Genomic DNA, 14,595 nt, shown 5'->3' on the forward strand with positions numbered 1-14,595 from the left:
CAGTTGAGACGATGTGCCATTTCTACAGCTATTTTCTTAGGGGCTTTTAAAGATGGCAGATAAGTATGTTTAGCCAATTGTAACGGGAAAAAATCCGAGCGATGTTATTGATAAGGTTCATCCACACAGCTTTTAATAATATCGGTACATTTAATAAAAAAATTAATTAAATTCTCATTTTTTTCGATTTCCCTAAGAGCTTCTTGGCAGGCTTCTTGGTGAAGGTTGGTAAAACTTTGCTGTAATAAAGGCCCATGATAAAGGGCTCCAGCTAAGCTTACAATATCTTTAAATAGCTCCTCAATAAGTTTAAGGCGTTCTTCTGCTAGAGGATGCGCATAAAGGTCGTAATTTCCTGTTTTCAAAAGCTTATTAATTAATATATTTTCTTCTTGAACGGAAAGCTGAGCAATCCTTTGTCTAGCACTGGTAATGAGCTGCTTTCTTTTATTAAAAACTTGCAAGGAGGGAGAGTTAAATTTAGCAGGGCATACAATCTGGCTAATGATTTCTTGAAATTGCGCATAATTAGCGACTTGGCTTGTGGCTAAAAAGCTTGCCAAAATTTCACGTCCTTCCGCCAAAGCTTTCTTTTCATCTAATGTTTGACTTAACGTACAAACTAAATCTGGATTTTCGTAAATATTTTTATAGGTAAGTTTGATTAAATATTTAAGGTTGTGTTGATAAGGTGCATCCTTTTCATCCTCAATTAAATTTTTAGGAATAAAAGAGGTAGTTTCATCTTCAAGAATGTTCGTTAAAATAGGTGAAGACTTTAAGATAAGTTTTTGAGTAATCCCTTGCAGGTAAGAAGTTTGGTAAGCATTTAAAAGAAGACTCAATAGATAATGATAGTATTCCCCATTTAACTGGCGCTCGGGAGTGTAATGTCGTAAAAAGGTAGAAGGAAAAGAATCATTTGAAAGAGGGTAGCGGGTAGATAGTTTACCTGCTACAGCATCCATTACATAATCCTTTTTAGCTCCTTGGGTGATATTATCAAGCAGTGAAGGAGCGTAGTCAATAAGGAAACGTAGAGCACGGACTTCTGCGTAAGAGAACAGGTTTGTAGGAGTTTTTTTTACTTTAGACAGTTGGGTTTTGTTACCAAAAGGAAGTACCGATAGCATGGCAAAGATAGGAAGGCCATCATTTAAAAAAGCATTATAGCTATGGTATTTGGAAAACGACAGATTGATTATTTGTAAAAACTGCTTTACCATAATAGCGCTTATGTTTAGTGCATAAGCAAAACTTTTAAGAGTTGTCTTTTGCATAGAAAGGTTATTGTCTTTCCTAAGAGCTTGTAAGGAATAGGCAAGAGTAGAAAAGAACAGGGCTGAAATTAGCTCAATACTAGCAAAAACGGTGTTTAAAAGATAACCACCAATAAGAATCCCTTTAGTTATGCCTCTTTTTAAAGCCCCTTGATCGTTTATGGCATCAAGATGTTGCAACGCATGGGTTCCGAGGTTACTGATTACATAATGGAGACGGTGGCATAAAGGCTTTGGATGCAACATATCCTTTTGACTAGAATCGGCTTGCATAATCTGATGCATTAAAGGAATTGTAGAGTTGATGTCATATAATTTATTCATGAGGTCCCAATATGATTAAAGCTGTGCCTTAATACTAGCCGATTTATTAGTAATAAAGATAGTATAATTATTTACTTAAAATAAATTTTTATTGATAAAAAGAAAGGTTGTGAAAAGGAAAAAAATCTAGCATCCTAAAGAATATTAACAAATAGGAATAAAACTATTTCTCCTAAAAGGCTTTTTTGGTGAAATTTTTACCTCAATGAAAACTTATAACTTTTTTAAAAAGCCAAAGTACATGCGGAAAAAGTATAAGAAGTCAAATTAAGTGGCGGCCCTATAATAAAGAGAGAGCAACAGGTAGAGGCCAAACAGCCTATAAAAAGTTCTGGATAGGGAGATGTTAGGGAGCATCCTTCCTTGTTCTATCTTGAATCTCTTGAATAGCTTTTTGACAAGCTCGGGCAAATAAGTTTTCTGTTCCAAAAGCGTTGTAAACATCCCCTTGATTTAAAAGATTTGTATTAACATAATTTCTACAAAGCAACTTGCCTTGATGTAGCTCTCCTGACAGGGTGCCAATCTTATTGAAAAGTTGCTGAATACATTGGACACGTTGGAGAGAAAGACCCTGCTTTTCTATTTCATAGGAGCCAAGTTGCAGCAATTTTTTCGTAAGAATTGCTTGTTCTTCAGAAGAAAGTTGGCTGAAGCAATTTTTAGCATGCACAAGGCGTTGGTACCTTTCATTATAAGGTTTTAAGGCAACTGCTCTAAATTGGGTGGGGCATACGATTTCACTATGAAGCTCTTGTAATTGAGCGTAATTGGCAAGTTGCAGATTTATATTATAAAGCGTTTCTAACATTTCTCGGCCATCTTCTATTGCTTTTAACTTATCAGCTTCTTTACTAAGTAAGTAAACTAGCTCTTCATTATCATACAAATCTACAAAAGCAGTTTTAATAAGGCTTAAGATGTATGTTTGATATTTTACATCTTCTTTATGAATGCTTACATTATAGTAATGAATATGATGAGCATCTTGATATCCTTCTAAGAAGCTTGTATGCATCAGATAGCTTCCGACTAAAGTTAGCAAGCGTAAACGATAATGCGTATCACGTAAATTAGCAAAATTTAAACGATTCAAAATATCAATGCAATCAGGATTTTGGTGTAGGAATCTTTCTAAAGTGGGGTCATCGGTGAAATTACTTCTAATGTTAGAAGAGAAATCCCTGGCTAGCCCTCGTGCGATATCTTGCAAAGCTGAAGGCGCTAACTCTATAGCTATTCGGGCAATTTTTACTTCAAAAGGCATTAAGCTACCGCCAATAGGTATCCTACCAGCCTGGCAATCAAAAATATGACCTATAAAGAGAGGAATAAAGGCAGAGGCTCCATGGATAGCATGGCTAGCCGTTGCATTGAGACTGTGATACTTCGAAAAAAAGCCTCGCTTTAGGCAGGTCACTTGAAGAGCAATGATAATAGCGCAATTTAAGGAGTGAGCACATAGTTTAAAAGTAATCTTTTGAAAAATGGGCGATCGGGTTTTTAAAAGCAGGTGGCCGGTAAGGGCTATAGCCGATAAAGCTGCCGTTACCAATCCTTCACTTATGGCAAGCGGCGTATTTAATAGATAGCCTGTAGCTACAAAACTTTTACTCAACACAATGACAATCTTTCCATGCCAGCGCTTACTATTGGCGCGTTGCTGCATGGCTGTTCCCACATAGGTGATCCCGTGACAAATCTGATGCACTAAAGGTTTGAGGTGAAGCACGTTTTTATCAGAAGCCGCTGGATACCTTAACTGTCTTAAAATTGGGTCTGTATCTAGTGCATTTATTGCTTGAAAATTCATAAATACTCTCCCCATAAGCTTTTCTAAAAGCTGCTTTAATAAGATTTACACTAATCCTTTATTTTAAAGAAAAGATAAAGATAAGAAATATAGGAGCTTTTAATTTATCCTCCTTAGTAGATTGCTAATATTATCCTGGAACAGATATTTGCTTGCCGCCCAGTCGCCATAAACGCTTGAAGCTCTTTATATGAAAAATGCAAGAAAGAAGAAATGGAGGCCATTGCCTTTCCAATTGATTTGCCTACACCTTAATCTTTTAGCTATAAAGGCCAAAAATAGATTAGCAAATATAATCTCTCTTCTTTAACATCCTTTTTATTCTTATTTATGGAGTGCCAGTATGCAAGAAGTTATAAAAACATTTGAAGTTACCTCTTTTGAAAACGTCATAACTGAAGAAATGAAAAAGGAGGCTATTCAAACTTTAGAGCAGGGTAAAGTAGTCTATTTTCCTCATTTACCTTTTAGCTTACATGAAGATGAGTTCCAATTTCTCTCCCCCCACGTAGTAGCCCCTAATTCAAAAAACATTAGCTATGATGCAATAAAAGATCGATTAGGCGGAACAATTTGTAGAGGAGAGAAAGAGCAAAAGTTAAAAAATATGATGGAGCGTTATGCTTTGCAAAGTCGTCTCTTTATTGAAAAGCTATTTCCTCATTATAAAGAGCATTTAATCCAAGGTCGTACAAGTTTTCGCCCAGCAGAAATAGCAGGAAGATCTAGCTCCTGGCGTAAAGATGATACTCTACTCCATGTGGATGCTTTTCCTTCTTCACCTGTAAAAGGGAAACGAATCATGCGTTTTTTTTCAAATATCAATCCAGCTCAGCAACCTAGAGTTTGGAAATTAGGGGAGCCTTTTGCTGAAGTAGTACAAAAATTTGGAATAAAATTAAGAAAGCCGGTCCCCGGACTAGCTTGGTTATTAAAAGCAGTAGGCATTACCAAAGACTATCGCACTCTTTACGATCATTATATGATCTGTCTGCACGATTTAATGAAAAGAGATAAAGAGTATCAAGAGAATGCTAAACAGCAAGAAATATTGTTTCCACCTGGGAGTAGCTGGATAGTTTATACCGATCAAGCTTCCCATGCAGCGCTTGCAGGTCAATATGTTATGGAGCAAACCTATTACCTTCCTGTAGAAAGTCTACAAAATCCGGAAACCTCACCATTACACGTATTGGAACGCTTTTTTGGACAAAAATTAATTGAAAAGGGTTAAAGCTTAAACGTTTACTTAGCCTAATCTACCTAAAAAAGTAAGCCCTTAACAAGTTAAGGGCTTTTTTTCAAATAATCTTAGAATTTAAGCTAAAAAGCCATGTTACCTTCTAGTAGTTATGCGAGGAGCCGCAGCCACAGGATGAACGTGCATTGGGATTACTGATTTTAAAACCTGCCCCCTGAAGTCCATCCACATAATCAATTTCTGAACCTAAAAGTCGAGGCACTATAGCTTTTTTTACGTGAATTTCGATAGCATGGGAAACAAATATCTCATCATCTTCAGCAGCTTTTTCAGAGAAGTCTAACACATATTCAAAGCCACTGCAGCCTGCCATTTTCTCTTCAAATCTAATGCCCCAGCCGGTTTTACCCTCTTCGGTTAAAATCTCTAGATATTTTTTGGCAGCACGTTCAGTAATGGTAATGGTAGATAAATCTGCTTCTTCTTGTAAAAGGTTGTTAAGTCTTTCTACTAACGTATTAATTTGCTCTTCATTCATCCCATGGCCTAACATGCCAGCTTCTAGAGTTTCCCAAGTGGCTGCATGGCATCCTACGCAATGGAGCCCTGCACGCGTAATTTCTTGCGCTAATTTTTGCGCTTTAAAGGGAAAAAGAGATAAAATTTGTTCAATCGTCATCTGGCGATGGATGATAGTATTTTCTTGATTTTGTGTGCTAGTCATGGGCTTAACCTTTTCATTAAAATGATACTTTTACATTGCCTTTTTTGATGCGACACTGGCAAGCAAGTCGCTCGTCGCAGGTACCTTCTCCAAGAAAATCTTCTTCTTCTTGAGTTGGAGAGGAAAGATTTTCTTTTCCCTCTTTAACAAGGATAACACAGGTTCCGCATACACCCTCTGTACAGGCAAAAGGAACTCCTGCTTCTTCACAAACTTCAGCGATTGGTGAATCATCAGGCAATTCAATTTCTTCGCCATTATGATCAAATATTAACTTGGCCACTTCTAAAGACTCCGCTTATATGATTGCAATAATCATTATAGGCATATATCTAATAAAGAACAATGCCAATTAAATATTCTCCTTTTCTTGTGTAAATGCTCTGGAGACTTTACTAGTATAAATAATAAGAAAAAATCCGCTGAGGATAAAGGGCAGGCTTAAATATTGGCCCATTTGCATTGTTGATTCGTCAATAACAGTACTTTGCGAACTCTTAAAGAATTCTAAAAAAAATCGCGTGGAAAAAAGCAATATAAAAAACAATCCGGTCATGAAGCCAGATCTCTTGCGCACATGAGTTCTTTGCCAAATTAAAATGAGGAGAGCAAAGATAATTAGATAAGCAAAGGCTTCATAAAGTTGGACGGGATGACGAGGTAGAGGCAAGCTATGATCGGCAGGATTTCCAAATATTACTGCCCAGGGCGCTTGAGAAGCTGTCCCTAGTATTTCCTGATTGAAGAAATTGCCTAGGCGAATACAAGCGCCAGCTAAGGCTGTAGGTACGGCTATAATATCTGCAAGTGTTAAAAAAGTTAATTCAGAAAATTTCTTACGGATAGATAAACGATAAATAGCTAGGGCTAATAAAATACCCACAGCACCTCCATGGCTGGCCAAGCCTCCTTCCCAAACTTTTAAAATGTCTAAAGGATAATATTGATAATAAGGCCAATCATAAAAAAAAACGTGACCTAGACGGGCGCCAATAATGATGCCGGTGACAACGTACCATGTGAGGCGATCTGTTAGCCTTAATGCTATCGAGGAGATATCTTTATTGTTTTTTTGAGAGCTATAGCATTCCAGCAACCAAGTGCGCAGAAGATGAAGAACGATGGAATAACTTAATATAAGGCCTAACACGAAAAAGACGCCATACCAGGCGATAGGCCTGTTAACAAGGGGTAGAGTGAAGATATCTTTAGAAGGGTTCCAGTATAGCCAGGCAATCAACAAGTGCATATAAAAGACCTTTAGAAGTCAAAGGCTCCTACTTTTTGCCATAGGAGCCTTTTGATCGGAGTAGAGGGATTCGAACCCCCGACCTACTGCTCCCAAAGCAGCCGCGCTAGCCAAGCTGCGCTATACTCCGAAGAAAAAGTAAACTATAAGCATGAGGGGCTTTTTCAGCAAGAAATTTCTAAGGGACTTGCTGATATTTCGACTTAACAACTTTAAAGTAACCATAGATCGATAGCTTTGATTAGAAGATAAGCTGGATAAGTCCGTAATGACCCAGCTTGGATATTCCCCAAGTTCTCTAGACTCCTTTAAATAAAAATTGAAAGTTTTTTCGAATGAAGAATAGCTTAGTTTAAATCCATTCTAAGAAGGTAGCTCAGTAACTTTTTATGTTAGGTTGTAGGATTATTTTATTGCCTATCTAATCGGTTAGCTAGCTTAGAGAAAACGTTAAGGTGTCCAAAGCTTAAGAGCTGGTTACATATCTTCAGCTAATAAATACAACTTCCGGTCTCATTTTGCTCAGTCAGCTTCTTTTTCTACTTGCCTAACTAAAGTGGCTTGAGAAAGAAAAACTGGAGTGAATGTATTTCATCCACTAAAGCTTTATTAATCGTTAAATTAAAGAGCTCAAGAGAAACAGCTTATATGAAATCATTGTAGATAGAATTCATGTGTTAAAGAACGCCTTCCCCTCCCTCTTTATTGCGATTATTAGGTTCATTGAAATCGATTTTTTTCTGAATAGCTTGATAAGCACTGATAATGTCTTTATCATCGGTCTCTATACCTTTTTTTATCAGGCGTACACTAGACATCACGGTGGAATGATCTTTAGAAAAAATATCGCCAATTTTTGTAAAAGGCATTTGAAGTGTCTGCCGACAGAGATACATCGCTAATTGTCGGGGAAAAACACAATCACGGCTTTGCGCTTTTCCCAAAATATCTTCCGACATAATGCCAAATATTTCTGCAATACTTTTAATTATTTTCTCGGGAGTAAGGACATGTTGTTTTTCCTCAAGCAATAAATCACTTAAAATCTGTTTAGCCATAGGCACAGTAATACCTACTGTGGAGTGCTTTGCCATTTGCTCGTTGAGATGTGAGCGCAAAACTAAAGCTTCTAAAGCACGAATCAATGCTTTACTACTGCTAGGAAAATTATCTAACAGAAATTCAATGATTTTAGCATGAATAGGAAAATTAAAAAATTGAGCTTTTTTACGAATAGCAAGGGCTAATTCTTCCCTAGACAAAGAAAATAGATTAAGGACCACTCCCCATTCAAAACGGCTAACTAGGCGCGGTTCAATATAGGTAAGCTCTGCAGGAGAGCAGTTTGCACTTAAGATAATCTGCTTATTATCAAGATGAAGAGTATTAAAGGTATGAAAAAATTCTTCCTGAGTGGCTCCCTTTTTAGAAAACTCTTGGACACCATCAAGGATGAGGACATCACTATTTCGATAGGCCTGACGAAAAATACTCATCTCTCCTACACGAATAGCTGAGACTACGTGTTCAGTAAAAGTTTCAGCTCGTGAGTAAAGCACATGAAACCCTTGACTACGCAAAGCCTGAACGGTAGCCATCAGTAAATGCGTTTTCCCAGTTCCTGAGCTACCATGGATAAAGATAGGATTAAATATACCCAGCTCCTTTGGTTGGTCAGAATGAGCCAAGCTAAGCAACAATTTTTCTACTAATATATTCTTTTCCGAGGAAACATAATGCTCGAATGTACAGTAAGGATCTAATTCGTCAAAACATAAAGCGAAGGGGGCATGGCCGGATAAAGCTGCACTTTTTAATGAAGAACTTTTTGGTTTACGGGGTAAGCTGTTTGCAACACTTAAGTGAACTTTTATTTTCTTATTATTATTGTTAACAAATTTGGTGAGAATTTTTTGACGCATATGCTCTTCAAACCATAGAGCTTGAAAAGAATCTTTAGCTTCTAGATATAAATTAGCTGCATCAAAGCGAATAATTTTTAAGGATTTTAGCCATTTATGGACGGTTTCACTGCCTAGTTCAATTTCCTGTAAGGCGAGAAATTCATTCCATGCACGCATTTCTTAATTATCCCAGCTATAATTTAATCTCGTGCGAGAGGGCTCGCACGAATGTTGAAGAGGAGTATTAGGCAATCCTTTTTATTTTTTTACAATTTTTTGGCTGACTTCTATAACTTGAGGACGTAAGGCTTTTTTCTGAAGCTGCTTTAAAGTCCACCCTTGCTGTAGAATACCTAGTAGCATAGAAGATAACCAATATAGATTGAGGCCGGAAGGAAAATTATAAAACATTACGGCAAATACCCCCGTCATAATTGTACTCATCGAGCGTTGCTGCCTTTGCTGCTCTGTCATCTGGCTAGGATCTTTAGGGCCGGTAGTCATATAGCGTTGCTGGATGAACATCACCCCGCCTAAAAGAATAGGAAGTAAATGAAATTGATTTCCAATAAAAAAGAGGGGGGTATCCCAACTAAATAGCACATCAGGGGCTGTTAGATTGTCAATCCATCCTGGAATAAAGCTAGCTCCACGTAGCTCAAAAGTGGATTTTAATAAATCGAACATTCCAATAAGAAATGGCATTTGTATCAGTAAAGGAAAGCAACCGGATATAGGGTTAACTCCGCGCTCACGGTACAAAGACATAATTTCAAGCTGAGCTTTTTTAGGATCTTTCTTATATTTCTCTTGAAGAGCTGTTACTTCAGGAGCAATTTGTTGCATCCGTAACATGGATTTTGTAGACCACGCATTGAGGGGATACATCATGATGCGTAAAGCAATGGTTAATAAAATAATTGAAAATGCCCATGAACTAGTGAGGCGATAAAAAAATTTCATTAAGATGAACAAAAACTTAGCAAACGGTTCTGAAATAAAAGCAAACCATCCATGAAAAGTTTGAGAGGCAATGTAGTCAGGATTGTATCCCGTGGTAGAATCACTATACATTGCATCGACTTTCTTCAAAATACTTTCAGCAAACGGGCCGCTGAAGATGCGGAAGTTCATAGAACCGCCATCACTAGCAAGCGGGAGTAGTGCCATGTATCCAGGCATATTAACTGCTTTAAAACGATCATATTGCTGATCCAATTGTACCAAACGTGAAGGAACTATCGTTCCTGGAACTTGCTGCACTCTATACCCTGCATCGATTTTGGATAATGGATCAAGGATTATGCCGAAAAAGCCATTGGAATCCACAATCCAATCTATATAGACAGAACTTACCGTGAGGGCATCTTTAGGTAGGTCAATATTTTCTACTGAGGATTTGCGATTACGTGTAATCCTATATTTTAAAGCAGGTGCTGGACTTCCAGATATCCATTCTACTTCAGGAACCCCTGAAGTTAACCATAAGCCACGACTGTCTCCTTTTATCTCGATTGTCAAGTCAAAAGTGTAGGGGGCTGTTTGCTCGTCGTTTCTTAAAGTATAAGTTTTCGTGATGGTCCGATGGGATTGGCTAGCCTCAAATACGATCGTGTGGCTATCAAATTTTTTCACCTCATAGGTAAGCTCTGCAAATTCCGGATACTCTGAAACGATATTAGTTGCATAAAAGCGAGGCGGCAGGCGCGTAGGCTTTTTCTCTCCTTCTGCTATCAAATCGCGTCTTAAAAGCGGATAATATCCCCCTAACGATCCTTTTTGATGTAACGCCCCATCAGGAGTGTAATAAGGATGGGCAGGAAAATGAGCATTAGAAGGATGGTTTTTAACCATGTCACGATCATACTCAATTTCTTTTACCACAGTGGCTGGATGGCTAGCGCTTTGGAAAGGAAGATTAATTTCTACAATAGAGCCTCCCTGATTAGAAAAAACAAGCTGCTGGTAGGCATTTTCTAACACAAAAAATTTTTCCTCTGCCTTTTGCAGCGAGCTAGACGTTTGTTTAGCTTTAGGCATTGAAATAATATTTTCGGTACCCATAAATTCATTCATCAGCTTAAGACTACCATCCTCTTGCTCATAAATGCCTACAGGTAGATATCCCGCGGCTGTTTTTAATAAAGCAATAGCATTGGAAGGAAGATAATTTCTAACCTGATTTTCATATCTTTGCTCTTTCTGCTTTAGCAGGGCTAATCTGACTAAAGGAATAGATAAGCGCCCATCTTTATATTCTCCCCATAGGATTTTCGGAGCAGTTATTGCATGCTGATTTTTTCCACTTACTTCAACAATTTGCAAATCAAAAGAACCAAAATCAGGAAGTTCGCTTACTTGCAATTTTTTTCCATTTTCTGCTGCATAAATGGCAGGTTGTCCGATAGAGCCTTCTTTAAAAAGAAGGTTAAATGCTTGCGATTTGTTGTTTTCTTGAAATTTTTTGCTATAAACAATTTTCGGGAGCTGCTCATCCCATGCTAAGAGCATGACCACATGATTGATTTCTACCCCGGTAGTGAGAAAATTTGTAGCATTCTCATCCGCATATAAATCAATTAGGGGAAGGTTGCTAGGATTTTCGGTCTTCTGGCTAATCTCTTTCTCTAACTGTTGCTCGATTTGTAGAGCTTTGGCTTTTTGCTGTGCTGTCCATTCCTTTAAGCTTTCTTGATTTTTTCCCTCGAAGTACCAATTAACAGCAAATAAGGTTAAGGTTAGACATAAAACAAATAGCGCGGTTCGCTTATCCATAAGTAGACTTTTTTGTTGAAGTTTAAAGATAAATTAAGAACATTAGCATACATCTCTCTAATCATGCAATTTAAATCCCCTAGGTGAACCCCTGATACGTAAGAAAAGATTATAGAGTTTAATCGGATATTTATAAGGCTTAAGTTTATTCTTGCTTTTGTCTCTTGGGAGGTGTATTTTTTATGATGGCGCCCGATATTTAATTTAAAAAGAATAGGCTATCCTACCCTTTGTGCTCATTCTCATGTTTTTTTACTAACTTTATTAATGGGCAACTTTTGAGCAGATAGATAATAAGGCTTCCAGCTTTTATGGCAGCAAGTGTGCATTAACTGCTAGATAGAACTGATTTAGGTCGATAGGGTTTTAACCATGCTAGACTTTAAATTTTATAATTTTTTAAGAAGCCCTCTAAAATTTTGCACAGTGGGCGAGATGATTTTTCTTTAAAGATAGAGAAATATTTAATAGGTTTTCTAGCCCTGTTTATAATCGACAGAGAAGTTTATGAAAAAAAATTTGCTGAAAGCTCTATTACCTCTTCTTCTGGTAGGGAGAGCCGAAATTGCAGCTATGCCAGAAAAGAAATTAGAGACTTTTAACCGGGCAAGCCCACTGCCAGCTGAAGAACAGCCTCCCCAGATTTCCAAGGAAGATAAAGGGTTGACACATAAAAATTGGGCGGTTGCTTATTATAAAGATCAGGAGCAAGAAAAATCCTTTAAAGTTTTCCTTGAAGCTTTAAAAGAAATCCCTGCTACAGAAACTGCTAATATCTTAGCAGAGGAAAAGATAATCTATGCACAAGCTTTAAAGATCTATCTAGAAGATGCAGGCTATGATTCTGGCAAAACAGCAGCAAAACTAATTTCGCAATTTGAACCCCTTTTTGAAAAGAATCCTAATTTCTATCATCTAAGCTACTTATTGGCAATGAGTAAAGCAAATTTGGGTCTATACGATCAATTTTTTGAGCTATTTTACCATGCCTATCTTCATGATCCCCACCATTTTCTCGCTTATAAAGCCAAAGCTGCCCTATACGTTAAACTTTTCGAAAGAGCTAAAACAGAAGAAGAGCGGCAGGCTGCACGTTTACAAATATTAAGCCATGCTAGGAAAGCAGTCGATATAGAGCCTTATGATACGAGCCTCTATCGGATGATCATAGGATTTACTCAGAAAGATGCCAAGCCACAGGCTTTATCGACTTACCTTAACCGCATAATTGAGCAAAATGTAGTATTGTCGCGCATAGATATCCCCTATTATGTGGAGATAGCTCTTGCTTTTCATCAGTATGATTTAGCCCAAAGATTGTTAGATAAAGCTAAGCAATGGTATGCTTTTAGCCGTGTGATTAATTTGGCCCAGAAGCTTTTAGAAGAAAAGCGTGGCCATTCTCAAAAATAATTAGGAAAGTATGGAACCTAGAACAAAAGAAGCGAAAATATTAGGGGATTATACTGTTGTTAAACAGATAGGCCAAGGGTCGCTAGGGAATGTTTATTTAGCCGAGCATCGCTTTATGAAAAAGCATTATATCCTAAAAGTTCTTCCAGAAGAGCTGAGTGCCGATAGAGCCTTTATTCAACGTTTTGAAGAAGATGTAGCTAATTTATCTGCTTTAGATCACCCGCATTTAGTTAAAATTCATAATGTTTCTTACTCGCATGGACAATACTTTTTAGTTACCGATTGTGTAGTAGATGAGCTGGGTGAAACAACCAATTTAATGCAATATATGGGGGGACGAGGCAAGCGATTAGAAGAGGAAGAATTATTCCGTCTACTCAGGCAGATTGCTGAAGCTTTGGATTATGCGCATGGAAAAAAACTTGTGCATCGCGGTCTTAAACTTAATAATATTTTGGTAAGTAATAGACTAGGAGCGCAAATTGATCTTTATCTTTCGGACTTCGGTCTTTCACGTATCGTCGGGGTAGGTTCCGTTTTAACGCGCATTTATAAGAGTGTAGCTGAATCTTTAGGCATTGGATCTGCCGTAAATCCTCTTAAAGCAGGGCAAGAACGCTATGCCAGCTCGTTAGAAAATTCAAAGTTAATTCCTTTGCACGCTTCTTTTCTACAGACTTACTTTTTTTTAGCTCCTGAGCAAAAACGCTTGGATACAACCAAAATAGTAGATGTACAAGCAGATTGCTATGCTTTTGGAGTGCTTGCTTATTATTTATTGATGAATGAGTTTCCGGAAGGCATTTTTGAAATGCCTTCTGAGCGTTCGGATTTGCGATGGAATTGGGATAAATTAATATCAAGCTGTCTACAAATTGATCCTGTTAAGCGTCCAGAATCGCTTGTGTACGAACTTGATAAAATGCAAGCTTCACCTGCTAAAGCTCTCTCGGCTCATGGTTTAGCCGAGGTTTACATACTCGATCAACCTGTATTAAAAGAGACAGAGAGGGCTACTCAAAAAGTAATTAAACATGACGAAAAGCAAGCTGCTGCATTAAGGCCTATTCTTCGTACGGCTCAATTGGAAAGGCCTCAAACAGACCCCGATCCTGCTGCTGTCTTTCAAATCGATACCAGCGTAAAATCTTATCGACCCGAGTATAAAGAAGTGAAAAATATTCAGCCTCTTCTAACAGATATGGTAATTATAGCAGGAGGAAGTTTTTATCGTGGTAGCAATGATGGAAACCGCGATGAAGTACCTCGCCATCAAGTGATTTTAGCTGGTTTTGCTATTGACATCCATCCTGTCACTAACGAGCAGTTTGTTCGCTTTTTAGAAGTCATGGGTGGAGAAAAAGATAGCAATCATCAAGACATTATCCGTATGCGTGATTCAAGAATCAAACGTAGCGGTGGTAAATTAAGTATTGAATCGGGATATGCTAAACATCCAGTGGTGGGGGTAACCTGGTATGGGGCTGTAGCTTATGCTAAGTGGATAGGAAAACGTCTTCCAACAGAAGCAGAGTGGGAAATTGCAGCCCGAGGAGGACAAGAAAATTCTCTTTATCCTACAGGTGAAGAGATTGAAAAATCCCAAGCTAACTTTTTTAGCTCGGATACTACCGCGGTGATGAGTTACATTCCTAATGGCTATGGCCTCTATGACATGGTAGGAAATGTTTATGAGTGGTGCCAAGATTGGTATGGCTATAACTATTATGAGATATCTATTCAAGAGCCGGAAAATCCTAAAGGGCCTTTACAAGGTGTTTACCGTGTTTTAAGGGGAGGCTGTTGGAAGAGCTTAAAAGAAGACTTGCGTTGTTCAAGACGGCATCGGAATAATCCAGGTACCGTAAATGGAACTTATGGCTTTCGTTGTGCTGCGGATGTCCAATAA

General features: G+C 37.9%; 10 protein-coding genes and 1 tRNA gene. 3 read left to right on the plus strand and 8 right to left on the minus strand.

What is annotated here, in order from left to right; genetic code table 11:
* Positions 1–104: 104 nt before the first annotated feature.
* Positions 105–1,604 (minus strand): hypothetical protein, encoded by a 1,500-nt coding sequence (locus NEOC95_RS06695; RefSeq protein ID WP_213152246.1) that lies wholly within the window; start codon positions 1,602–1,604, stop codon positions 105–107.
* A 346-nt stretch (positions 1,605–1,950) separates the two neighbouring features.
* The gene (locus tag NEOC95_RS06700) at positions 1,951–3,417 is read right to left on the minus strand and encodes a hypothetical protein (protein ID WP_213152247.1); all 1,467 of its coding nucleotides are present in this window, start codon (positions 3,415–3,417) and stop codon (positions 1,951–1,953) included.
* A gap of 343 nt (positions 3,418–3,760) precedes the next feature.
* On the opposite strand from NEOC95_RS06700, the gene kdoO reads away from it, so the two are divergent.
* Positions 3,761–4,651 (plus strand): Kdo hydroxylase KdoO, encoded by an 891-nt coding sequence (kdoO, locus tag NEOC95_RS06705; protein WP_213152248.1) that lies wholly within the window; start codon positions 3,761–3,763, stop codon positions 4,649–4,651.
* 109 nt (positions 4,652–4,760) lie between these two features.
* Here the strand turns inward: kdoO and NEOC95_RS06710 are convergent, their stop codons facing one another.
* From NEOC95_RS06710 to yidC, 6 genes are all read right to left on the minus strand, one after another.
* Entirely contained in the window at positions 4,761–5,342 is a 582-nt protein-coding gene (locus NEOC95_RS06710) for an iron-sulfur cluster assembly accessory protein (protein ID WP_166154972.1), read from the minus strand.
* 16 nt (positions 5,343–5,358) lie between these two features.
* On the minus strand, positions 5,359–5,625 hold the full coding sequence (locus NEOC95_RS06715) for a 2Fe-2S iron-sulfur cluster-binding protein (protein WP_166154974.1): 267 nt from the start codon (positions 5,623–5,625) through the stop codon (positions 5,359–5,361).
* A gap of 69 nt (positions 5,626–5,694) precedes the next feature.
* On the minus strand, positions 5,695–6,591 hold the full coding sequence (gene lgt, locus NEOC95_RS06720; RefSeq protein ID WP_213152249.1) for a prolipoprotein diacylglyceryl transferase: 897 nt from the start codon (positions 6,589–6,591) through the stop codon (positions 5,695–5,697).
* 55 nt (positions 6,592–6,646) lie between these two features.
* Positions 6,647–6,721, minus strand: a tRNA-Pro gene (locus NEOC95_RS06725).
* 547 nt (positions 6,722–7,268) lie between these two features.
* A complete protein-coding gene (locus NEOC95_RS06730) occupies positions 7,269–8,672 on the minus strand; it encodes a DnaA ATPase domain-containing protein (RefSeq protein ID WP_213152250.1) in 1,404 nt (467 codons plus the stop codon).
* A gap of 81 nt (positions 8,673–8,753) precedes the next feature.
* Positions 8,754–11,270, minus strand: a complete 2,517-nt coding sequence (yidC, locus tag NEOC95_RS06735; protein WP_213152251.1) for a membrane protein insertase YidC — start codon at positions 11,268–11,270, stop codon at positions 8,754–8,756.
* Positions 11,271–11,777: 507 nt separating this feature from the next.
* Here yidC and NEOC95_RS06740 point away from each other — a divergent pair.
* Both NEOC95_RS06740 and NEOC95_RS06745 read left to right on the plus strand, forming a co-directional pair.
* Positions 11,778–12,683 carry a tetratricopeptide repeat protein gene (locus NEOC95_RS06740; protein WP_213152252.1) on the plus strand — a complete coding sequence of 302 codons (906 nt, stop codon included), beginning with the start codon at positions 11,778–11,780 and terminating at the stop codon, positions 12,681–12,683.
* Between the two features lie 10 nt (positions 12,684–12,693).
* The gene (locus NEOC95_RS06745) at positions 12,694–14,595 is read left to right on the plus strand and encodes a bifunctional serine/threonine-protein kinase/formylglycine-generating enzyme family protein (protein ID WP_213152253.1); all 1,902 of its coding nucleotides are present in this window, start codon (positions 12,694–12,696) and stop codon (positions 14,593–14,595) included.

Origin of the sequence: Neochlamydia sp. AcF95 (genome assembly GCF_018342455.1) — a bacterium.
Taxonomy (GTDB): Bacteria; Chlamydiota; Chlamydiia; order Chlamydiales; family Parachlamydiaceae; genus Neochlamydia.

Excerpts from the sequence above, each read along its gene's own strand:
- lgt (WP_213152249.1), bottom strand. The coding sequence starts at position 6,591 with ATGCACTTGTTGATTGCCTGGCTATACTGGAACCCTTCTAAAGATATC.
- NEOC95_RS06740 (WP_213152252.1), top strand. The coding sequence starts at position 11,778 with ATGAAAAAAAATTTGCTGAAAGCTCTATTACCTCTTCTTCTGGTAGGG.
- NEOC95_RS06700 (WP_213152247.1), bottom strand. The coding sequence starts at position 3,417 with ATGAATTTTCAAGCAATAAATGCACTAGATACAGACCCAATTTTAAGA.
- NEOC95_RS06695 (WP_213152246.1), bottom strand. The coding sequence starts at position 1,604 with ATGAATAAATTATATGACATCAACTCTACAATTCCTTTAATGCATCAG.
- kdoO (WP_213152248.1), top strand. The coding sequence starts at position 3,761 with ATGCAAGAAGTTATAAAAACATTTGAAGTTACCTCTTTTGAAAACGTC.
- NEOC95_RS06710 (WP_166154972.1), bottom strand. The coding sequence starts at position 5,342 with ATGACTAGCACACAAAATCAAGAAAATACTATCATCCATCGCCAGATG.
- NEOC95_RS06730 (WP_213152250.1), bottom strand. The coding sequence starts at position 8,672 with ATGCGTGCATGGAATGAATTTCTCGCCTTACAGGAAATTGAACTAGGC.
- NEOC95_RS06745 (WP_213152253.1), top strand. The coding sequence starts at position 12,694 with ATGGAACCTAGAACAAAAGAAGCGAAAATATTAGGGGATTATACTGTT.
- yidC (WP_213152251.1), bottom strand. The coding sequence starts at position 11,270 with ATGGATAAGCGAACCGCGCTATTTGTTTTATGTCTAACCTTAACCTTA.